General features: G+C 59.9%; 22 protein-coding genes. 11 read left to right on the top strand and 11 right to left on the bottom strand.

Going from position 1 to position 21620, the window contains the following annotated elements; translation table 11 throughout:
• Positions 1 to 60 precede the first annotated feature (60 nt).
• The 4 genes from ACHPFG_RS07940 to ACHPFG_RS07955 form a co-directional block, all read right to left on the bottom strand.
• A complete protein-coding gene (locus ACHPFG_RS07940; RefSeq protein ID WP_431702023.1) occupies positions 61 to 2631 on the bottom strand; it encodes a TonB-dependent hemoglobin/transferrin/lactoferrin family receptor in 2571 nt (856 codons plus the stop codon).
• 129 nt (positions 2632 to 2760) lie between these two features.
• Entirely contained in the window at positions 2761 to 3729 is a 969-nt protein-coding gene (locus tag ACHPFG_RS07945; protein ID WP_431702024.1) for a FecR family protein, read from the bottom strand.
• On the bottom strand, positions 3726 to 4265 hold the full coding sequence (locus tag ACHPFG_RS07950) for an RNA polymerase sigma factor (RefSeq protein ID WP_431702025.1): 540 nt from the start codon (positions 4263 to 4265) through the stop codon (positions 3726 to 3728). The genes ACHPFG_RS07945 and ACHPFG_RS07950 overlap by 4 nt, the downstream gene beginning before the upstream one ends.
• A 392-nt stretch (positions 4266 to 4657) precedes the next feature.
• The gene (locus tag ACHPFG_RS07955) at positions 4658 to 5674 is read right to left on the bottom strand and encodes a DUF4917 family protein (protein WP_431702026.1); all 1017 of its coding nucleotides are present in this window, start codon (positions 5672 to 5674) and stop codon (positions 4658 to 4660) included.
• A gap of 125 nt (positions 5675 to 5799) precedes the next feature.
• Here ACHPFG_RS07955 and yiaY point away from each other — a divergent pair, with 125 nt between their 5' ends.
• Positions 5800 to 6948 carry an L-threonine dehydrogenase gene (gene yiaY, locus ACHPFG_RS07960; RefSeq protein ID WP_431702027.1) on the top strand — a complete coding sequence of 383 codons (1149 nt, stop codon included), beginning with the start codon at positions 5800 to 5802 and terminating at the stop codon, positions 6946 to 6948.
• Here the strand turns inward: yiaY and ACHPFG_RS07965 are convergent.
• Complete coding sequence (locus tag ACHPFG_RS07965; RefSeq protein ID WP_431702028.1) at positions 6915 to 8102, bottom strand: MFS transporter; 1188 nt, start codon at positions 8100 to 8102, stop codon at positions 6915 to 6917. The two genes, yiaY and ACHPFG_RS07965, sit on opposite strands and share 34 nt — an antisense overlap.
• Positions 8103 to 8242: 140 nt before the next feature.
• Positions 8243 to 9469 carry an aminotransferase class I/II-fold pyridoxal phosphate-dependent enzyme gene (locus tag ACHPFG_RS07970; RefSeq protein ID WP_431702029.1) on the bottom strand — a complete coding sequence of 409 codons (1227 nt, stop codon included), beginning with the start codon at positions 9467 to 9469 and terminating at the stop codon, positions 8243 to 8245.
• Between the two features lie 355 nt (positions 9470 to 9824).
• On the opposite strand from ACHPFG_RS07970, the gene ACHPFG_RS07975 reads away from it, so the two are divergent.
• From ACHPFG_RS07975 to ACHPFG_RS07995, 5 genes are all read left to right on the top strand, one after another.
• Positions 9825 to 10499: an NAD(P)H-binding protein gene (locus ACHPFG_RS07975; RefSeq protein WP_431702030.1), complete on the top strand. Its 675-nt coding sequence runs from the start codon at positions 9825 to 9827 to the stop codon at positions 10497 to 10499.
• Positions 10499 to 11407, top strand: a complete 909-nt coding sequence (locus ACHPFG_RS07980; protein ID WP_131697151.1) for a LysR family transcriptional regulator — start codon at positions 10499 to 10501, stop codon at positions 11405 to 11407. Before ACHPFG_RS07975 ends, ACHPFG_RS07980 begins: the two co-directional genes overlap by 1 nt.
• Positions 11408 to 11496: 89 nt before the next feature.
• On the top strand, positions 11497 to 12690 hold the full coding sequence (locus ACHPFG_RS07985; RefSeq protein ID WP_431702031.1) for a CaiB/BaiF CoA transferase family protein: 1194 nt from the start codon (positions 11497 to 11499) through the stop codon (positions 12688 to 12690).
• Complete coding sequence (locus ACHPFG_RS07990; protein WP_431702032.1) at positions 12687 to 13628, top strand: hydroxymethylglutaryl-CoA lyase; 942 nt, start codon at positions 12687 to 12689, stop codon at positions 13626 to 13628. Before ACHPFG_RS07985 ends, ACHPFG_RS07990 begins: the two co-directional genes overlap by 4 nt.
• Before the next feature lie 59 nt (positions 13629 to 13687).
• A complete protein-coding gene (locus ACHPFG_RS07995; RefSeq protein ID WP_053136910.1) occupies positions 13688 to 15019 on the top strand; it encodes an MFS transporter in 1332 nt (443 codons plus the stop codon).
• Here the strand turns inward: ACHPFG_RS07995 and ACHPFG_RS08000 are convergent, their stop codons facing one another.
• Entirely contained in the window at positions 15020 to 15508 is a 489-nt protein-coding gene (locus ACHPFG_RS08000; RefSeq protein WP_431702033.1) for a DMT family transporter, read from the bottom strand.
• Positions 15509 to 15585: 77 nt separating this feature from the next.
• Here ACHPFG_RS08000 and ACHPFG_RS08005 point away from each other — a divergent pair, with 77 nt between their 5' ends.
• The 4 genes from ACHPFG_RS08005 (at position 15586) to ACHPFG_RS08020 (ending at position 18267) form a co-directional block, all read left to right on the top strand.
• Positions 15586 to 16503 (top strand): LysR family transcriptional regulator, encoded by a 918-nt coding sequence (locus ACHPFG_RS08005; protein ID WP_260403614.1) that lies wholly within the window; start codon positions 15586 to 15588, stop codon positions 16501 to 16503.
• Between the two features lie 12 nt (positions 16504 to 16515).
• Positions 16516 to 16926: a fosfomycin resistance glutathione transferase gene (fos, locus tag ACHPFG_RS08010; RefSeq protein ID WP_184744386.1), complete on the top strand. Its 411-nt coding sequence runs from the start codon at positions 16516 to 16518 to the stop codon at positions 16924 to 16926.
• A 54-nt stretch (positions 16927 to 16980) separates the two neighbouring features.
• Entirely contained in the window at positions 16981 to 17622 is a 642-nt protein-coding gene (locus ACHPFG_RS08015; protein ID WP_431702034.1) for a LysE family translocator, read from the top strand.
• Positions 17623 to 17739: 117 nt separating this feature from the next.
• On the top strand, positions 17740 to 18267 hold the full coding sequence (locus tag ACHPFG_RS08020; RefSeq protein ID WP_027604356.1) for a DUF4142 domain-containing protein: 528 nt from the start codon (positions 17740 to 17742) through the stop codon (positions 18265 to 18267).
• Positions 18268 to 18321: 54 nt separating this feature from the next.
• Here ACHPFG_RS08020 and ACHPFG_RS08025 read toward each other — a convergent pair whose 3' ends face one another.
• A complete protein-coding gene (locus ACHPFG_RS08025) occupies positions 18322 to 18747 on the bottom strand; it encodes a low affinity iron permease family protein (RefSeq protein ID WP_431702035.1) in 426 nt (141 codons plus the stop codon).
• Here ACHPFG_RS08025 and ACHPFG_RS08030 point away from each other — a divergent pair.
• The gene (locus tag ACHPFG_RS08030; protein WP_431702036.1) at positions 18746 to 19705 is read left to right on the top strand and encodes a GNAT family N-acetyltransferase; all 960 of its coding nucleotides are present in this window, start codon (positions 18746 to 18748) and stop codon (positions 19703 to 19705) included. The genes ACHPFG_RS08025 and ACHPFG_RS08030 overlap by 2 nt on opposite strands.
• On the opposite strand, the gene ACHPFG_RS08035 is transcribed toward ACHPFG_RS08030, so the two are convergent.
• The 3 genes from ACHPFG_RS08035 to ACHPFG_RS08045 all read right to left on the bottom strand — a co-directional run bounded on the left by ACHPFG_RS08035 (position 19706) and on the right by ACHPFG_RS08045 (position 21616).
• Positions 19706 to 20206 (bottom strand): methylated-DNA--[protein]-cysteine S-methyltransferase, encoded by a 501-nt coding sequence (locus ACHPFG_RS08035; protein WP_431702037.1) that lies wholly within the window; start codon positions 20204 to 20206, stop codon positions 19706 to 19708. It abuts the gene before it with no gap.
• A gap of 102 nt (positions 20207 to 20308) precedes the next feature.
• On the bottom strand, positions 20309 to 20644 hold the full coding sequence (locus ACHPFG_RS08040) for a hypothetical protein (protein WP_431702038.1): 336 nt from the start codon (positions 20642 to 20644) through the stop codon (positions 20309 to 20311).
• Between the two features lie 78 nt (positions 20645 to 20722).
• Positions 20723 to 21616, bottom strand: a complete 894-nt coding sequence (locus tag ACHPFG_RS08045; protein ID WP_431702039.1) for a LysR family transcriptional regulator — start codon at positions 21614 to 21616, stop codon at positions 20723 to 20725.
• Positions 21617 to 21620: the final 4 nt, after the last annotated feature.

The raw sequence follows: 21620 nt of genomic DNA on the forward strand, positions 1-21620 counted from the left end.
TAGCCACAACCCTCGTCGATTAAGGGCTTACAGCTGGGTGCCGATTCATCCGTACAGTTTTCAGAAGAAGCGCGTGATGCTGATCTTGGCGTTGCGCCCTTGGCTGTAGACACCTTCCCCGCTGAGCGCCGGTTGGTAGCTGCGGTTGAACAGGTTGTCGACGGTGAAGTTGACCTCGGTGCCCTTGAGGCCGGCCTGCTGCGGTTTCCAGTTGGCGAACAGGCCCTGGGTGTCGTAGCTGGCGTTCTCGGTCTGGTCGTAGATAAAGTCGCCGATGGTCGAGTTCAAGCCGCTGGCATAGACGTCGGTGGGCACGCGGTCGGTCTTGCGCACGAACTGGCCTAGCCAGCCCACCTGAGCATCCCAGCTCGGGATCTTGGTGCCCAGCACCACCACCCATTTGGCCGGTGGAATATCCCGCGCCCATACGTGACGGTCGGTTGCCCACGGATTAGTGTAAGGGTTGTCGCGTTTGCCCGTAGCCCACGAGTAAGTCAGGGAGCCGAACACGTACGTCGAGTCGTAGTAGCTTTCCAGTTCCACGCCCTTGATGGTCATGCCGCCCACGTTGCGATAGTTGGTCCTGGACGCCGTGTCGTTGCACACCGTATCGATATTGCCCGGCACCGTCATTTGCCGTTCACAGCCGATGCCGGTGGCCTTCATGATCTCGTCTTCGATGCGGTTGTGGAACAGCGTGGTGCGCAACTGCAGGTCGTCGCCCCGGGTGAAGACGCCGGAGAAGTGGGTCACGTTGCCCGCTGTAATCGCGGTAATGCGCTCCGGGTCGAGGTTAAGGCTTGTGGCGCTGCGGGTGCTGGCGGCGCCCTGGACTTCGTACTGTTCATCGATGACCGGCGCACGCCATGTGCGGTTCCAGCTGGCGAAGAAGGCCACATCCGGGGTCAGGTTCCAGAACGCGGCCAGGCGCGGCGACCAGCCGGTGTAGGTGCGGTCGCTGTAGTCATGGCCGACGCTGGGGTCCGGGTTGCTGTAGTACGGCGCATCGTTGGCTTCGCCGCGATTGCGCACATGGTCATAGCGCAGGGATGGGGTGATTGTCACGTCGCCCAGGGTCACGGCGTCCTGGAGGTAGAACGAGTGGGTATCGGCCTTGCCGTGGGGCATGAAATACGGCTGGAAATGCCCGTAGTTGTATCTCGCGGTGTTGTAGGTCGCGCCCGGCATCCAGCTTTCGGTTTCTCGATTGTGCTTGCGAATCTGCACGCCGGTGGTCACCGCATGTTCCAGCGGGCCTGTGGTCAGCAGGCTGATATTGCGCAGCTCAAGAATGCGGTCGGAATAAGACGTTTCCATCTTGCGCCCACCGGTGCTCAGGCCAATGACTGCGTTCTCGCCGCGTTCGTCGGTCTGGTCGGTCTTGGACGCCGAGTAGCTGAGCTTCAGGTCAACCAGAGGGTTGTCCAGCGGTTGGTATTCGTACTTGCCCGACCAGGTGGTATCCACGGTTTCTCGGTCGGCCAGAAAGCGTTTCAGTGCGCCTTCGTAGCCATACCGGTTGATACTCGATTGGGTCGGTGGTGATGGGTAGGATTTTGCCGAGAATGGCGCCATGCGCTCGCTTTTGGCACTGGAGTAGGACAGACCCATGCTGTGCTCGTCCGTGAAGTGCGCGTTGAATTTGAACAGCTTGCCCTCTACGTCCTGTGCGCTGTTGGGGAGGCGCTTGGGGTTGATCGGGTATTCATTGCGCGGGTCGGGTGGCGTGCCGGCGAGCTTCAAGTCGCCGCCGTCGCGTTGGGTCAGGTAGACCATGCCATCCATGCGACCGTCGTCGGTACGGCCATATACCGCGCTGCTGTACACCTGTTCATGGGTGTTGCTGGAGTAGCCGTATTTGATCATGGCCCCGGTGTTACGCCCGTCCTTGAGCAGGTCCGGCGCATCCTTGGTGACCATGTTGACCGTGCCGCCGAAACCGCCGTTGCCGGTGAAGGGCGAGTAGGGGCCCTTCTCCACCTCAATGCTTTTGATCAGCTCGGGCTCGATGAAGACCGTGCCTTGCTGGTAGCGCTCGAAGCCACTTTTGGTCGCGCCATCCACGGTCATCGGCACATCCTCGGCGTCGCCCATGCCGCGAATATTCATGGTCTGGCCACCTGGCTTGGGCGAACCGCCCATGGATACCCCAGGCAGCGTTTGCAGTAGCGAAGGAATGTTGTCGGGCTGGTAGCGATCGATATCCGCCTGGCTCAGGGTGGAGCGGCCGACGGTGCTGGAGTCGACTAGGTTACCGGTGCCGATCACGCTCAGGGCGTCCAGCTGGATCGCGCCGCTCTGGGTGGTCTTGGCCTCTTCGGGCTTTACCACATACGTGCTGCCGACCTTGATCAGGGTGAACTCGCCGTTTTTCAGCAGGCTGCGAATCGCAACTTCCGGTGTGAAGTCGCCGTTGAGCGCCGGTGCCTGCACGTTCTTGAGCAGCGCCTCATCGAATAACAGCTGGATCTTCGCCTGCTGCGCCACCTGGCTCAGGGACGTGGCCAGCGCCTGGGCGGGCATGTGCAGCGTGAACGACTCGGCCTGGGCACTGAGGCTGAATGCCAGGCAGGTGGCGATGAGGGTCGGTCGAAAAAACAGGTGCGAAGCGTGGCAAGGCGCGCGAAACATGAAATCCCCCGGTGCGGCCAAATGGCCAAAAAGGTGTGCTGATCAGATGCAGACCGGAGGAAGACGGGGCAGATAAAAAAATCCACACCTGCGAATGCAAAATATTCTCAAATAAGATTTTCGGGGGGGTTATTTACTCGGTTCAATCCGCACGATGCCATCGGCCGAGACCACGGTTTTCACCGGCAACAAGGCGGGCAGGGCGTTGAGCAGGGCGTCGGGATCATTCACATCCAGATTGCCCGAGACTTTCAGGTGCGCCACCGCGTTACTGACCTGCAAGGGTGCCTGCGGGCGATACAGGCTCAGTTCATCGATCAGGCTGGCCAGTTCACGGTTGCGGAACGACAAATGCCCGCTGCGCCAATCGGCTACTTCTTCGGCCGTGAGGGTTTGCTGCTGCATTGTGCCCTTGGCGTAGCTGTAGATGGCGCGTTGCTGGGCGCCGAGCAGGGAAACGGGGCTTTTGGCGGACGGCTCGAAAGCGACCTGGCCGTGGGCGACACTGACCACCAGTTGCTGTTGGCTGCGGCGCACATCGAAGCCAGTGCCGACCACCCGCACATTCGCCTCGCCCGCCTGTACGAACAGCGGCCACTCTTTGTCGGCCGCCACCTCGATATACACCTGGCCCTTGTCCAGGTGCACGATGCGCTGGTGGGCGCTGAAATCCACGCGCAGGCGGGTGTTGGCATTCACATACAGGGTGGTGCCATCGGGCAGGTTCAAGGTGCGCATGCCCTTGGCATGGGCCGCCACCTGGCTGTGATACAGCTCGCGGGGCGCGCCGAGATGGCTGGCCAATACCGCGCATAGCAGGGCGGCGGCGACGGCCAGGGCCGGGCGCCACACCGACGGCTTGCGCGTGGGCAGTGCCACGGGTTTGTTCAGTTGCTGCAGCTGGGCCAGGTCGGCCCACAGCTGCTCGAATTCGGCATAGGCGCGGGCATGGGCGGGCGTGGCCTGCCAGGCGGCAAAGGCCTTGCGGTCGGCCCGGCCCGCGTCGTTATGGTTGCGCGCAAACCAACTGGCGGCTTGGGCATCGATGGCATCTCTCGCTTCGATATCCAGGCCATCGGTGTCGCTCAGGCGGTTCATTCTGGCTGCTCCGTGCCGGGGTCGTTTTGAAGGCGTCGCTTGCAATGCAGCAGGGCAAAAGCGATGTGCTTTTCCACCATGCTCGTCGAAATGCCCATGCGCTCGGCGATCTGCGCCTGGCTCAGGCCTTCGAAGCGGTGCAGCATAAGGGCTTCTCGCCTGCGGGGCGAGAGTTCGGCGAGGACTTCTTTCAGCTGTTCCAGGCGTTGCATACGAAGCGCGGCGGTCATGGGATCGTTTTGCTCGTCGTTGACCGGTTCGGCGTCCCTGTCGGCCTGATCTGGGTGGACGGTCTGCCGTACCTTCTGTTTGCGCCAGTGATCACGCAGCAGGTTACGTGCCATCTGGAACAGAAATGCCCGTGGCTGCTCGACCTTGGCCCGGTCGCGGTAGTCCAGCCACTGGGTAAAGACATCCTGGGTCATGTCCGCCGCGTCGCTGGCGTTGTCCGTGCGTTTGCGCAGGAAATGCAGAATATCTGCATAGAACCCGCGAAAGGCATCGGCCGACAACGGGTCGGGCTTGGGACGAGACATGGAGATCCTTCTTGACGAAGCACGACGTGGAAAAGTCGTGAATACTATCGAGAATCATTGTTATTTGTCTCTATTTAAAGGATGTACTCGATTTAAAATGTGGGAAGCCCCACTACCTCTTCGACGTAGCGCTGTCGTGCAGCAAACGGGGACCTCTGTGGCGAGCGGGCTTGTCCCGCGTTGGGGTGCGAAGCGCCCCTGATGAAGACGAATGCGGTGTATCAGGCACGCCTCTGCTCTTGGTTTTGGGGCTGCTGCGCAGCCCAACGCGGGACAAGCCCGCTCGCCACAAGAATGCAGTCGATTGAAATTGCTTATGCAAGACTCAAGACTTTAGGGTGAAATTTTAACCCTTTAAAATCAGTCAGTTATTTTAAGTTTGAGGGGCTTGATCAGCGTTCCACGGGTACTGAGAGTGCTGGATCACCCAGCGGATGCGTACGCGCCGCAAAAAACTTCAACGCCGCACCGCTGCCATCAAACAACTCCGAATACCGCCGCTTCTGCTGGCGAATAAACCCCTCGCTGCGGCCCGATACCGAGATCGCCAGGGTGGTCGGCCGAGCCTGGCGAATTGCATCCACAACGTGTTTATCCTGCGGCCCCAGGTCATGGCCAAAGATGCACAGCGCGCCCTCATGGGTCAGTAACTGCTCATAGCAGAACGACAGGTAATCCGAGCTGCGGATGGTCTTGAGCTTCTCTTCCACCTTGCCTTCGTTGATAAACAGCGGCACATCGTCCAGGGTCTTGATCGTGTTGTTGATCGCAAAGCTGCTGAGCAAGGTGCTGTCGGTGCTTGGCAATTTGCGCGCGGTGCCGTCAAGGTTGCGCACCAGGTGCAGGCCGCCGTGCAGGTAGAGGATGCGCGTGGCATCGGTGTGGGTGTTGCGCAGGTCGAAGCTTGAGTCGGCACTGCGGAACAGGTCATCGATGCCCGGCGTGTGCAGGATCGCCCAATAGTTGAGCAGGTCGTAATTGGTGGTGAACACGCTGGCGTAGTTCGTCAGTTCGCGGTTGATCGTCGCCAGCGTCAACGGCTGCACCAGGCGCCACGGAATGTGCACGGCGTGGATGGTATTGATCAGCGCTTCCTTGATCGCGTAGTAGCGATTGCGCGGCGCCGCCGAGCTGACCGCCAGGGCCTTGTTGACCCGACTGGTGGTCTTCAGCGCGCCCAGGGCGTGCTCGAAGCTGCGGGTTTGCAGGGCGTCGAACACGCTGAGTTCGGATTGGCCCAAGGGTTTTTCTTCGACGGTGCGCGCGTTTTCGAACAGCGAGTCGTAGGCGAAGTCTTCCCAAATCGTGCGGCTCGCGCCATTGCCGATCAGAATCCCACTGAAGGCGGTGCTGCTGCGCAGGGCGCTCCAGTCTTCAAGGTGAGCGTCAATATCCTGGAAATCCTTCATTGCGGCGGGTCTACTCGAAATCAGCTGGATGGCGACTTTATCACGAGTGGGTGTTGATCCTGATCAAGGTGCCGCAGGCAGGTGAGGTTGATGCTGTAGGCATAAACGTCATCCGAGGATTCGCCATGAGCAGCACCTTCTTCATTCCCCCCGTCAACATCATGGGCACCGACTGCCTCGACGAAGCCATGAATGCCATTCGCAACTACGGTTTTCGCAAAGCATTGATCGTCACCGACGCCGGCCTGGCCAAGGCGGGCGTGGCCAGCATGATCGCCGAGAAGCTGGCGATGCAGGACATCGATTCAGTGATCTACGACGGCGCCAAGCCCAACCCCAATGTGGAAAACGTCGAGAAAGGCCTGGCGTTGCTGCAGCAGAGCGCCTGCGATTTCGTGGTGTCCCTGGGCGGCGGTTCGCCCCATGACTGTGCCAAGGGCATCGCCCTGTGCGCCACCAACGGTGGGCATATCGGCGACTACGAGGGCGTCGACCAATCGAGCAAACCGCAGATGCCCTTGGTGGCGATCAACACCACCGCCGGCACCGCCAGCGAGATGACCCGTTTCTGCATCATCACCGACGAAACCCGCCACGTGAAAATGGCCATCGTCGACCGCAACGTCACGCCGCTGCTGTCGGTCAACGATTCGAGCCTGATGATCGGCATGCCCAAGGGCCTCACCGCCGCCACCGGCATGGACGCCCTGACCCACGCCATCGAAGCCTACGTGTCCACCGCGGCCACCCCGATCACCGACGCCTGCGCGATCAAGGCCATCGAACTGATCAGCGCCAACCTGCGCCTGGCGGTACGCGACGGCAGCGACAAGGTCGCGCGGGAAAACATGGCCTATGCCCAGTTCCTCGCGGGCATGGCGTTCAACAATGCGTCCCTGGGTTTCGTGCATGCCATGGCCCACCAACTGGGCGGCCTCTACGACCTGCCTCACGGCGTGTGCAACGCGGTGCTGCTGCCCCATGTGCAAAGCTTCAACGCCAGCGTCAGTGCCAAGCGCTTGAGCGACGTCGGCCGCGCGCTGGGTGTCGACGCCAAGGGCACCACTGACGAAGAGGGCGCCCAAGCCGCCATCGCCGCCATTCGCAGCTTGTCCCAGGACGTTGAAATCCCCGCCGGCCTGCGCGAACTGGGCGCCAAGTTGCAGGACATTCCGCTGCTGGCCACCAATGCATTGAAGGACGCATGTGGGCTGACCAACCCACGGCGCGCCGATCAGCGTCAGATTGAGGAGATCTTTCGCAGCGCGTTCTGATCTGTCCGGCAACTGGCGGCACACGTGAATGCGCCGCCAGCCAACGCCACGCACAAGAGCGCCAATGGCCATGCCTGCTGACTCACCAGCAGGCTTGCTACGCCGCCGATCAACGCCGCCATCAACTGATGCATAAAGCCGCTCAAGGCTATGGCATAGGAACCGCCGACCGGCGACTGATCATTAGCAAGTGACAAACTGATGGGGTAACTCATCGATTGCCCAAATATCGCCAGGCAATAGGGCAGCCACAACAACAGCGCGATCCCGCTGGCAAACACACTGCCCAACAGCATCAGCGCCGCTCCCGTTAACGCCAGTCCCACGCCCCAGCTCATCATCGTCAACCGCCCTATGCGGGCCACGAAGCGATTAACCATAAACGCCCCCGCCAGATAGGCCCCGCTGATCGGCCACCCCAGCCAGCCGTACTGCGCCGCGCTCCACTCGAAACGCCCTTGCAGTATCAGCGGTGCACAGGTGTTGAATGCAATGATCAACCCATAGCCCAGCCCACCGGCCAATGCTGCGTGTAGAAAGGGGGGATGCCGCACAATCGTGGCGTAGATCCGCCAGGCTGAGTCTGGCGAATCAGTCTTCATCACCGACGGAAACACCACCCTTTGCAACACAGCAATCAACGTGACAGCACTTATTGCCAACCCATAGAAAATTGCTTTCCAGCCGAAGGCCGCCTGCAACAGCGACCCCATGAACTGGCCGATACCTAGGGCGATTACAAACGTCATCCCCAGCCACGACAACCCCCTGGCCAAAAGCGCCCCGCTGAAACTGTCTCTCACCAACAATCTGGCCATAACCGAGACTCCGCCCGCCCCCAAACCCTGAATCAGCCGTAATGACAAAAAAGATTCGACGTGAAAGGCCGATGGAATCGCTGCGCTTGCCAAGGCATATACTGCCAGCGCCCCCAGCAGTACCGGCTTTCTGCCAAAACGCTCCCCCAGGCTGCCCCAGAGCAACATCGGCAGCGCCATTCCTACCAGGTACACCGCCAGCGCCAGTGCGACGTGGTCTTCGGCGGCGAGCAGGGACTGGGCGATGACCGGTACAGCGGGCAAATAGCTGCTAATGCCGACTTGGGCGAGGAAGGCGGCGCAGCACGCGAGGGCGAGACTGGTGGTTTTTTTCAAGGGGAGGCATCCTGCGCCTTAAGTTCTGCGTACGTCATCGTAAGTCGATTCCTCCGTATAGATCCGAACAATGATTGATGCTTATGCTCACTGAGAAATAAGAGTGCTTATGTGGAGGTTGGTTATAGTAGGTGCGAAATTTAGTTTGCGTTTTTGTGTTCCTCTATTAAGGCTGTCAGTGTTGAGCAAAACAACTCTACTGTCTTAGGGCTCATGTCTGCCCGAAGAGTTATACGTAATGCTGCTTTTCCCTTGGGCACCACAGGAAAAAATACGGCAGAAGTAAAAAATCCGCTGTCAGCCAGTCGTATAGCGAGTGTGTTCGCTTTTTCAGCCTCGCCGCAGGTTACCAATCGTATTGCGGTGTGGGCACCCTGTTGTTCAGTGTGGATAAGGCTGTCGAATAACCGGATGTTGGTTTGAAGCTGTTCTTGACGCACGGATAGCTCGGTTGTTTGATGTATTTTTATTGACGCCAGCCCGGCTCCTATGGCGGCAGAATTGAGACTTTGGGACCAGTTACTGGGGCCGCCGTATCGGTACATTAGACTTTTCTGTCTTTCGCTACCGAACATGATCAGTCCTCCACTGGCACCAAATGATTTGCCTAGAGAGGCCACGATTAAGGTTTTATTGTCTATCTCTTGCAAGCGCGGCCGGATAAAGCCGCCCCCTTTATCTCCAAATGCTGAGAGGGCGTGGGAGTCATCCAAATAAAGGAACAGTCCGTAACGTGCCTTCAAGTAGAGCAGGCTATCAATATCTGCGACTCCACCCATGCTGTATATGCCGTCTGCTATATAAGCGACATTTTTACGTTTTTTGCACAAGTCTTCAATCCAGCACATGTCATTGTGAGGCGCGGTTTTTACTTCTGTTTCATCTGCGCACGAGGCTTTAATATGATTCATTGAATAGTGGGAATGTTTGTCGAATACCATAGTGGGTGGGGAGTCATTGGTAAATACGCCGCTGGCGAGCATGGGCAAGAGTCCGGAACTGGCCGCACTACAGGACAAAGTGCTGAGGCAGATTGAGTTGAAAAGACCTGATAACTCTGTTTCATATCGTTCGAGTATTTCAAGTTTGCATCGATTTTTTGAGTTTGCGATGCGAAGTGTTTTGGCTTCTTTTATTCCCTGTATAGCCCCTTTTAGTATGTTTGGGTGATAGTCGAGGCCAAGATATGACGTCGTGCAGAAGTGATGGAGTTTTCGTCCATGCTGATCAATAAGTTGGTTGTTGTTTTGGACTTTTACATTAAGTTCGCAGATTCGGCCTGACTGTGCTGAGTGCCAGTCTCTGTCGGCAAGATCAATTAGTTTTTTGTAATTTGTGAACTGATTTTTTGATTGAATATTTCCCATTGTTTTTACCTGTCCTTAGGGAAGGCAAAAACAGTAAAGGGAAAATTTTGATAAGGTAAGTCAGATATTTCCCATGCAAGCTACTCCGAATGGATATTTTGTTGTGAGTAAGGTCCTACATTTTGTGAGTCCCAATGGACATCCGACCGATTCTTATGTTCATGACCCAACGTAGCGGATTCAGGGAACATTTGATTGTGATTGGGTAAATAAATGCAGTGGGGGTGTTCGCGTTTTGTTGAGGTCGTATCCCACAGGATTGAGTAAGGTGTCCGCATACAGGCCGGATGTGACGATGGCCTTCAAGGACCTGTCTCTTGGGTAGTCGAAACTAGATGGATGAAGGGAGTACTTGATGAGAGTTCTGTTATTCGGTGCCACCGGCATGGTCGGCCAGGGCGTCCTGCGCGAGTGCCTGCTGGCCGCTGACGTACAGGAAGTCGTCGCCGTCGGCCGAACGCCCCTGACCCAGGAACACGGCAAGCTGCATCAGGTGTTGCACAACGACATGCTGGATTTCCAACCCCTGGAAAACCTGCTGCAAGGGTTTGACGCCTGCTTCTTCTGCCTCGGTGTCTCTTCGGCGGGCATGAATGAAACCCGGTACACCCATCTCACTTATGACCTGACCCTCGTCGCCGCCAGCACCCTGGCGCGGCTTAATCCGCAGATGACGTTCATCTACGTGTCCGGCGCCGGTACCGACAGCTCCGAGGCGGGCAAGTCGATGTGGGCGCGGGTCAAGGGCAAGACCGAGAATGCCTTGCTGCGCCTGCCATTCAAGGCGGTGTATCTGTTCCGGCCGGGGATCATCCAGCCGCTGCACGGTGTGCGCTCGAAGACGCCGTTGTATCAAGCCTTCTATTCCGTGCTCGGGCCAGTGCTGTCGTTGGCGCGTCGGGTCAAGCCGGGCTGGGTGGTGAGCACCGAGACCGTCGGCCGGGCGATGCTCGCGGCGGTGCGCCATGGCGCGCCGCAACCGCTGGTGGAACAGGCCGAGATCAATCGCCTGGCGTCCGAGCGCGCCTGATGTTGCACAAGAGCCTGGTGCGTCGCCTCGATCTGATCACCCTGCAACTGTTCGTCGCGGTGTTCGAAGAGGGCACCCTGACCCGTGCCGCCGCCCGCGAAGCCATCGCCGTGTCGGCAGCCAGCAAGCGCTTGATGGAACTGGAGCAGGTGCTGGGTGTGAGCCTGTTCGTACGGCGCGCCAAGGGCATGGACCTCACAGCCGCTGGCGAAACCTTGCTGCACCATGCCAGGCAGATGCTGTTCAACGTGGAAAAAATGGGCCTGGAGCTCGGCGAGCACAGTCACGGCGTGCGCGGTTACGTGCGGATGCTGGCCAATCTTTCGGCGATTATTCAGTTTCTTCCAGAAGACTTGCGGGATTTTTCCGAGCTGCATCCCGAAGTGAAAACCGACCTTGAAGAGCGCCCCAGCAACGGCGTGGTGCAAGGCGTGCTGGATGGGGTGGCGGACCTGGGGATTTGCTCCAGTGATACCGACACCAAAGGCCTGCCCAGGGTGACCTATCGCCACGACAAACTGGTGGTGTTGATGCCGGCGGATCACCCGTTGGCGCCGCGCGAAAGCCTGGCCTTCGTCGAGACCCTGGACAGTGACTACGTTGGCCTGCACGCCGCCAGCTCGATCAACATGCGCAGCCACGCCGCCGCGCGCGAGGCCGGCAAGATGCTGCGTCTGCGTATTCATGTGCCGGGCTTTGATGCGATGTGCCGGATGGTCCAGGCGAACATGGGCATCGGCATCCTGCCGTTGAAGGCCTATGAATTGTTTGGCCGTGCCCTGGGCCTGCATGCCGTGCCGCTGACCGATGCCTGGTCGGACCGCAGTTTGATCCTGGTGGTGCGCGATGAGGCGCAGTTGTCGCCAGTGAGTCGGCTGTTGTTCGATTATCTGAGCGTTCGCATTTAGCGAACGCTCCTTGCCAACTGACGGTTGGATTTTTCCTGCCCCTGTCCTCTAGCCTTGGGCTCACATTCCAAGAATAAGAGGTACACCCCATGACGGCTCCCTTGAGCGGTATCAAGGTGATCGAGATCGGCACGCTGATTGCGGCGCCGTTCGCCGCCCGACTGATGGCCGAGTTCGGCGCCGAGGTGATCAAGATCGAAGCCTTGGGGCAGGGCGATCCGCTTCGTAAATGGCGAAAGCTGCATGAAGGCACCTCGCTGTGGTGGTACCTGCAATCACGCAACAAGAAATCCCTGGCCCTGGACCTCAAGTCCGCTGAAGGCCTGAGCCTGATCAAGCAACTGCTCGGCGATGCCGATGTGCTGATCGAAAACCTGCGCCCCGGTGGCCTGGAAAAACTCGGCCTGGGCTGGGACGTACTGCACGCGCTCAACCCCAAACTGACCCTGGTGCGTATCTCCGGCTACGGCCAGACCGGCCCTTACCGCGACCGCCCTGGTTTCGGTGCCATCGGCGAAGCCATGGGCGGGATTCGCTACACCACCGGCAACCCCGATTCGCCCCCGGCGCGGGTCGGCGTGAGCCTCGGCGACTCCCTCGCGTCGTTGCATGGTGTGATCGGCGCGCTGATGTCGTTGCTGCGGGTCAAGACCGGCCAGGGTGACGGGCAGATTGTCGATGTGTCCCTGGCGGAAAGCGTGTTCAACCTGATGGAAAGCCTGGTGCCCGAATACGACATGCTCGGCCACGTGCGTGAGCGCAGCGGCGGCGCCTTGCCCGGCATCGCCCCCTCGAATACCTACCTGACTGCCGACGGTGCCTATGTGGTGATCGCCGGCAACAGCGACCCAATCTACAAGCGTTTGATGACCACCATCGGCCGTGCCGACCTGGCCGAAGCCGCCGAATTCGCCCACAACGATGGCCGTGCGGCGAAAAGCGGTTTGCTCGATGCCGCCATCACCCACTGGACCAGCAGCCTGCCTATCGAGCAGGTGCTCAGCGCCCTCGAAGCCGCCGAAGTGCCGGCCGGGCGCATCTACTCCGTGGCCGATATCGTCAGCGACCCGCACTACCAGGCGCGCGACATGTTGCTCAATGCCGAGCTGCCTGGCGGTGTGTCGGTGAAGATGCCCGGCATCGTGCCCAAGCTCTCGGAAACCCCCGGCGCCGTAAACTGGCAGGGCCCGAGCCTGGGCCAGCACACCGATGACATCCTCGGCAGCCTGGGCCTTACGGTTGCCGACATCCAACGCCTGAAAACCTCGGGAGTGGTGCAATGATCACTGACTATTCCGACCCGCTGATCGTGCAGGAAGTATCCCCGCGCGATGGCCTGCAAATCGAACCGACCTGGGTCGAAACCGCTGACAAGATCGCCCTGATCGACCAGCTTTCCCTGGCCGGTTTTTCGCGGATCGAAGCCGGTTCTTTCGTGTCGCCCAAGGCCATCCCTGCATTGCGCGATGGCGAACACGTGTTCCAGGGCATCGAGCGTAAAGCCGGTGTGATCTACGTTGCGCTGATCCCTAACCTTAAGGGCGCCCAGCGTGCCGTCGAGTCGCGCGCCGACGAACTGAACCTGGTGATGTCGGCCAGCCAGACCCACAACCTGGCGAATATGCGCATGCGGTGCGAGGCGTCGTTGGCGGCATTCGGCGATATCGTCAGCTTTGCCGCCGAGCATCCGGTACGCCTCAATGGCAGCATCGCCACCACCTTTGGCTGCCCGTTCGAAGGCAAGATCGATGAAGACCGCGTGCTGCAACTGGTCGACGCGTATCTGCAACTGGGCATCCAGGGCATCAGCCTCGCCGACACCACCGGCATGGCCAACCCGCGCCAGGTGGAACGCCTGGTCAAGCGCGTGCTGCAACGCGTGCCTGCCAGCGACCTGACCCTGCATTTTCATAACACCCGCGGCCTGGGCTTGTGCAATGTGCTGGCCGCCTACGAAGCCGGGGCCCGACGCTTTGATGCGGCGCTGGGGGGCCTGGGTGGGTGCCCGTTTGCGCCGGGGGCGTCGGGCAATATCTGCACCGAAGATCTGGTCAACCTGTGTGAAGAGGTCGGCATTCACACCGGAATCGACCTGCCGCACCTGCTGGACCTGTCCCGCCGCTTGCCGGCCTTGCTAGGCCATGAATTGCCCGGCCAGGTAGCCAAGGCCGGGCGCAATTGCGACCTGCATCCGCCGCCGGATTACGTCGCCACCTTGTAACGCCATACCAGACAACAAAAACAATCGGACGCCTGTGAGCAGTCCGCTGGAGAGAAACCATGAGCACTAATACGTTAGAGGTCGGCGCGCGCCCGGCCGCTGAAATCGATGCCGAAAAAGCCCTGGTCAGCAAGGTCGCCTGGCGCCTGATGCCGCTGATCATGGTGTGTTACCTGTTCGCGTTTTTTGACCGCATCAACATCAGCTTTGCCAAGTTCCAGCTGCAAGCCGACCTCAGCCTGAGCGACACCGCCTATGGCCTGGGCGCCGGGTTGTTCGTGGTGGGGTATGTGATCTTTGAAGTGCCAAGCAACATGATGCTGTACAAGGTCGGCGCGCGGCGCTGGATCGCGCGGATCATGATGTCGTGGGGGCTGGCCACGGCGGCCATGGTGTTTGTCACGGCCGAATGGCAGTTCTATGGCCTGCGTTTCATCATCGGCGCGATGGAGGCGGGCTTCGCGCCCGGTGTGCTGTATTACCTGACGTTGTGGTTCCCGCAGCACTTCCGCGGGCGCATTACCTCGATGCTGTTCCTGGCGTCCGCCTTTGCAGGTTTGGTCGGCGCACCGTTCTCCGGCCTGGTGCTGGAGCACCTCGACGGCGTGCTGCAGATGCGCGGCTGGCACTGGCTGTTCCTGCTCGGCGGCTTGCCCTGCATCGGCTTGGGCTTCCTGGTGCTGACGCTGCTCAAGGACCGTATCGAAGATGCACACTGGCTGACGCCGGCGGAGAAAACCCTGCTGTCGAGCCGTATTGCCCAGCATGAGCCGAACACACATGGCGGCTCGTTGCTGTCGGCGATCCGCATTCCCGGCTTTTTGATGCTCGGGTTTATCTACTTCCTGATCCAGGTGGCGTCTTACGGCCTCAACTTCTGGGCGCCGCAACTGATCCGCAGCGCCGGCACCCAAAGCCCGGTGATGATCGGCCTGCTCACGGCGATTCCCTATGTGTGCGGCGCGATCAGCATGGTGGTGATCGGGCGGCTGTCGGACGCGACCGGCGAGCGCCGCAAGTTTGTCTGCGGGCTGGTGGTGCTGGGCGCGGTGGGTTTCTTCAGTGCCGGGATCTTTGCCGACCACACCACCTTCCTGATCATCGCCCTGGGGATGTTGGGCGCCGGCATCATCGCTTCGATCCCGACCTTCTGGACCCTGCCACCCAAGTTGCTGGCCGGTGCCGGCGCAGGCGCGGCGGGCGGGATTGCGGTGATCAACACCCTCGGGCAGTTCGGTGGCATTGTCAGCCCGGTGATGGTGGGACGGATCAAGGACCTTACCGGCAGCACCACCCCGGCGCTCTATGTGATAGGCGTGTGCGCGTTGTTGGCGGCGGCGCTGCTGCTGTGGGGCCTGCCGCAAAAGCTGCGCACCCTCGACAAGGCCTGATCAGCCTGCGGTTGTCAGCGCACGGGCCGGTGTGGCGCTGAACTGAATCAACGCCACGCCGCCCATCAACAACAACGCGCCAAGGATTCGGGACGTTGTCAGGGGGCGCTCCGCCAAGCCAAACAGGCCGAAGTGATCCAGTAGCAGCGACGCAAGAATCTGCCCGGCCATGGCCAGGGCGATAAACCCCGAAGCGCCCAGCTTGGGCAGCAGCATCAACGCCAACGCGATAAAGCACACGCCAAACGCACCACCGGCCCACATCCACAGGGGCGCCTTGGTGATGAACGTGAGGCTGGGCAGCGGCAAGCGCAGCGCGACGATCACCGGCAGCAGCACGGTAATGCTCACCAGCAGCGACGCCAGGGTGGCCCACAGCGGGTGCCCAAGGCCGCGCCCGAGGTTGGCGTTGATCGCACTTTGAAACGGCACCACCGCTCCTGCGATCACCGCCAGGAGCAATAAACCTGCCCAATGCAACGTCGTCATGTCGAATCTCCCAGAGGTTTTTCTGGACTCTAAGCTATTCGTCACGCAAATTTAAATTCCATATTATTATGACGAGCATGCAGCTGATGAATGATCTGCGCCGCATTGATCTCAACCTGCTGGTGATCCTCGACGCCTTGCTCAGCGAGCAACACGTCACCCGCGCCGCCGAACGTTTGCACCTCAGCCAGCCCGCGGTCAGCCATGCACTTGCGCGCTTGCGCGATATGTTGAGTGACCCGCTGCTGGTGCGTCAGGGCGGCACATTAGTGCCCACGGCCCGTGCCCTGGAGTTGGCGGCACCATTGGCTGAAGCCCTGGCCCAGGTGCAGGCGCTGCTGGCGCCGAATCGCTTTGACCCGGCATCGGCCAAGCGCCGGTTTCGCGTGGCGATGTCGGACTACAGTGCGGCGATTTTCCTGCCAGGTCTGGTCCGTGTCCTGCGGCGTGAGGCGCCCGGTATCGACCTGCAGATCATCCAGGCCAGTCGCGAAGGCATGGTCGACGGTGTGCTCAATGGTGATCTCGACCTGGCAGCCGGTGTCTTCCCCGACATGCCCGCCGAGCTGCGCACTGCGCCGTTGTTCGAAGAGCATTACACCTGCCTGCTAGACCGCAACAGCCTGTCGCACAACGGTGTGCTCGACCTGCCCACGTATCTGTCGCGTCCCCACGTACTGCTGGAAATGCGCGGCAGCGGCGCGCCGGAAATCGAACGGGCGCTGACAGCGATTCGTGAACGACGGCATGTGGCGATCAGCCTGCCGCACTGGGGGGTGGCGCCGCAGTTGATTGAGGGCACGGACTTGATTCTCACCGTATCGTCGCGAGGCTTGCTGAATATTGATCACCCGCATCTGGTCGCCGTGGCCCCGCCGTTTCATATCCCATCGTTTACCTTTGAGCTGGCATGGCATGCGCGACGGGGCGGGGATTCGGGGTTGCAGTGGTTGATTGGGCAGGTGCAGGGTATGTTGTCCGAAGGCTGCAGATAACAGGAAAAAAACATGTTCTCAGGCTTCAACCACTTGACCCTGGCTGTCACCGACTTGAGTCGCAGCGTCGGCTTTTACCATGAGTTGTTGCAACTCAAGCTCGACGCCACGTGGGACACCGGCGCCTATTTGTCATTGCCGGGCCTATGGCTATGCCTGTCGCTTGATCCGCTGCGCGACTCGCAGCCGGCGGCCGATTACACCCACTATGGGTTCACTGTCGGCGCGAGTGATTTCGCTGCGCTGGTCTCGCGTCTGCGCGCCGCCGAGGTGCAAGAGTGGCGCGACAATCGCAGCGAAGGCGCCTCGTTCTATTTCCTCGATCCCGACGGCCATAAGCTCGAAGCCCATGTGGGCGACCTGGCTTCGCGCCTGTTGGCTTGCCGCGACAATCCCTATGCGGGAATGAGGTTTTACCCATAGCGCAGGAACGTGCAGAATCCGTCCACCTTCCCACGCTTTGTCAGAGTCGCGCCCATGACCTCCTCCTTGCTGCTCGCCGTCCTCGCTTCGGGTTTTATCTACGGTATTACGCCTGGCCCCGGGGTATTGGCGGTGTTTGGTATCGGCGCTGCCCGGGGCCGTCGTGCCGGGGCGGGGTTTCTGTGCGGGCACTTGCTCGGCGATGTGCTGTGGTGCAGTACGGCGTTGGTCGCGATTGTGGGCGCGCGGGAAGTCGGCAGCAGCGCGTTCGATGTGCTCGGCGTGCTCAGTGGGCTGTACCTGTTCTGGCTCGGCTGGCGCGCGATTCGTACCCAGCGTCGCAGCAGTGATGCCCCCCAGGGTGCGGCGCGGCATCCGTTCTGGCACGGCATTGTGTTCGGCTTGACCAACCCCAAGGCGTATCCGGTGGCCGTGGCGACATTTACTGCATTGCTGTCCAGCCGTGCCGAATTGCTGACCTGGTCGATGCTGCCGGCGTTGATCTTCCTGAGCTTCGTCGGTGGCCTGTTGGCCTACGCGATCCTGATCGGCGTGGTCGGTGCCCAGCGGGTGCGCACGGTGTATCAGCGCCATGAAATCCTCATCACCAGGCTCTGCGGCGTGATGTTTATCGGCTTCGCCATCAATGCCCTGGCCCATGCGTTGCCAGGCCTGTTCGGCAGCAAACCGGCCTGACGGGCACGACCGTTCGTCGCACGGGCAAGTTTTTTCTAAACCTTTGCCGCCCTGAAAATTCGAATTCAGGGCGAGGTGTCTTTCCCCGCACCTATTTTTGCCCTGGAGGAACCCATCATGAGCCGCATGGCTATCCGGTTACGCACCGCCAGTTTCGCGATGCTGCTGGGCCTCGGCGCCAGCAATGCTTTCGCCCAGTCGCCTGCTGAATTCATCGAGCAGGCTTCGGCCAAAGGCATGGCCGATATCGAAACCAGTCGCATGGCCCACGCCAAAACCTCGTCCCAGGAAATCAAGGACTACACCATCGAGGTGATCAACGAGCGCACCCTGGCCAACCAGCATTTGGCGGCTATCGCCAAGAAGCTCGACCTGCCCGTGGCCCCACGGGAGAAGATCGTCGACAAGGCCGAAACGCTGATGCCCGAACTCAAGGACGGCGATTCCTTCGACGCTGCCTACACCGCGCAGCAAGTGAAGGAAAACGAAGACGCCATTGCCCTGTTCAAGCGCGAAGGTGCGGCCTCGGATGTGCCGGAAATCAAAGCACTGGTGGATGAGACGCTGCCTAAACTGGAAGAGCGTCTGCAAAAGGCCCGGGCCCTGGCGTCGACCTACGGTAAGGGCCATCAAGGCGACGGTTGAGACCTTCACTTGATATGAAAAACGGCGGTTGGATTATATCCAACCGCCGTTTTTTTACGCCTGGTTCAGGTCGGTCTTGTTCGGGGCCGCATCGTCGGCCGCGTGGCCGCAACTGCTGTTCAGGTTCACGGTGCCGGTGTTGCCAATGCTGCGGTATTCCTGGCGCAGTTTTTCCAGTTCCTTGCGGTCCAGGCCATCCAGGCTCAGCACGGCGTTCTGCGCATCCTTGGAGACGCGCAGCAGTTCGTCAATCTTGATGTGCAGGATGTCGTTATCGCGGTTTTGCGTGTTCTGGATCAGGAACACCATCAGGAAGGTGATGATGGTGGTCGAGGTGTTGATGATCAACTGCCAGGTGTCGTTGTAGTGGAAGTACGGGCCGCTCAAGCTCCACAGGCAAATCAACGCGACCGCCGCATAGAACGTCCGGGCACTGCCTGCCCAACGGGACAAGGATTGTGAGACTGCGGAGAATTTCATGACCGTTTTCCTTAAGGTGAGTGATGAAAATACTGACCGCAGGCACGCTCTGAAATTTCTTTTTACAACTTGGGATGTGAACAACGCTGTGCGTTTTTCTGCAGGGTTCTTGGGAGTGGGCCTACGGCGTTCTGCAACGACGGGCGCAAGACTGGGGTTTTATACGGAAAATCCCATGCACGCTGACACCGCCTGCGACCTGACTGCGCTTTATCACCAGACCGAAGATCATTATTTCGCCGCAACCTGCTCGCTGCATCGCCGCTACAACACCTGTATCAACGCTTACTTTACCGGCGACTATTTCGACCCGTGGAACCTGTTGTTTATCCGAGTCGGCAGCGCGCCGATGGGGGGCGCAATGGCGGTGCCGATGGACCTGCTTCGCCGTATTTTTCTGGATACGCGCGTAGTGATTCATGAGGAAAAGGTCGGGGTGGTCGCTGAGGCGCTCATGGGGATGGGTTTTCAGCCTGCCGAAAAGACGACTGCGATGGTCCTCGATCTGCCGAGCCTTGTTTCATCTACAGATGACACCTCTGTGCAGATCAGCTTGACTCGAAACCTGGCCGATTGGGCCGTTCCCCTTGGTAATGCGTTTTCGATGCCGCCCGAGGGCGTTGTGCGTTATCAGGCCCGGCACCAGCGTGCTCTGGAAACGGGTCAATCGCTTCACCACTTCATCCTGTCCACCGAGGGGCAGGTGAGGTGTTCGTTGACTTTATCCCTGTGTAATGGAGAGGCCCGGCTTAACGATGTCGGCACGCTCGTGGGTTTTCGCACCAGAGGTTACGCCACGCGATTGATTCAAGCGGCTTTGCGTCACGCTTCGAGCCTGGGTGCGCGGCGATGTTTTCTCGAGGCATCGATGGACGGCGTCTCGGTGTATCGAAAGTTGGGGTTCGAAGGTTTGTTCGACTACCAGTCTTTTATTCGGGGACCGGTTGCAGTCGCCTGATCAGACGCTCATTTTTACCTGGCTGCGGTCTTCAAGCGTCAACAGATACTGCTTGGCTTCAAGCCCTCCGGCAAATCCGGTCAAGGTGCCCGAAGCGCCGATAACCCGATGGCACGGTGCAATGATCGAGATAGGGTTGCGCCCATTGGCAGCGCCCACGGCACGGACGGCTTTCGGGTTGCCGATCTGCTGGGCGATCTGGCTGTAGCTGCGGGTTTCGCCAAAAGGAATGGTCAGCAGCGCCTGCCAGACCTGCTTCTGAAAATCGGTACCGGCGAAATCCAGCTCCAGGTCGAATGTATGGCGACTACCGGCGAAATACTCCTTCAACTGGCGCTCGGTTTCCAACAGCACCGGGCTCTCGTTGGCTTCGTGCAACTCACCCAGGCGCACACGGTTGGCGCGTTCCACTTCCCACAGGATGGCGCTGAGCTTGCCATCGCGTGCCACCAGGGTGAGTTCTCCGACAGGGGAGGGCATGAGCTTGTATTCATAGGGCATGAGCGGGCTCCTCGAAGGGCAGTTGTTAAACGCTACAGGCCTACGGTAATGCCATCCGCCGGACTGAAAACTACGTTTCTTGCGCTTGAATTCTCACTGGACCTACTGGAAATTCCAATACACCCAGTTGGAATAGTACGGATACCAGTAGAACCAGGAAATCCGGTAGAGCCCCATGATCACTGAGGCCTCCCCGATTGCGACCAGGGAAATCAGATTGAACAGCGTGACGATTGCAGCGAATACGGTCACGCCTCGGCTGGCATGGCGCCTGACAAACCCTACGCCGTAGACGGACGCGGCTATCGATCCGAGTGCCAGCCCCAGGCCCCAGGGATACGGAAGCCGCACCAGTGCGACCAGCAGTGGCAACACCAACACCCAGCCGAGTACTTGGCGCAGTACGGGTGTGGATGCGTGTTCTTTGGGTTCAATCATGTCAATAACCCTGGGGGGAACTAGTGTTGAGCGAACTTTCCGATAGTGGTGTATGAACCGGTAGTTGAAGACTGAGCGTTATCGAGCGCGCGCAACCTCATCAATGAGCGCTATAAAGGCTTGCACTGACAAATTCGGTTCCTCTCTACGGGTCAACACCAACAACCGCGCACACGCATCCGCCTCCACCAAAGGCCGATAAGTCACGCCCTTGTTCATCAAACTCTGCGTACAGGCTGGCACCAGGGCCACCCCTTGCCCGGCGGCCACCAGCGCAATGATCGAGGTGATCTGCCGTCCGGTCGGTCCGGCATGCAATGGCACGCCATGGTGGCGGTAAAGCTGCTCGATGGACTGGTTCAGCCCCGAGCCGTAATCGGCGGGGAACAGAATCAGTGGAAATGCGCTGAGCTGCGCCAGGCTGATACCGGCCTGGTCAGCCAGCGGGCTGTCACTCGACACTGCGGCCACAAGGCGTTCCTCGCCCAATGACAGCGCGTGCACCTTGTCGTTTTGCGGCAACAGCCGGCTCAAGCCGATATCCAGCCGCCCGTCGGCGACCTGTGCTCCGAGGCTGCCGGAGGCGCATTCCACCAGGGTCAGTTGCACATCGGGAAAGCGCTGGGCAAAGGCCTGGATCGATTGGCTGAACAGGTCCGACAGGGCAATCGAGCTGACGTAGCCCAAGGCCAGTTGACCCGCTGTCCCTGCTGCCAACTTACCGGCAATCACCTGAGCCAACTCCACCTGTTCCAACACGCCACGTGCGTAGGGCAGGAACGAGCGGCCCTGGGCGGTGAGCGTCACCGTGCGGCTGGTGCGATCGAACAGCTTGAAACCCAAGTCTGCCTCCAGCGCCGAAATCTGCCGGGTCAACGGCGGCTGGGCGAGGTGCAGGCGCAGGGCGGCGCGACCGAAGTGCAATTCTTCGGCGACCGTCAGAAAGTAACGCAGCTTGCGTAGGTCGAGCATCCTG

Origin of the sequence: Pseudomonas sp. BR20, from assembly GCF_050780135.1 — a bacterium.
GTDB lineage: Bacteria > Pseudomonadota > Gammaproteobacteria > Pseudomonadales > Pseudomonadaceae > Aquipseudomonas.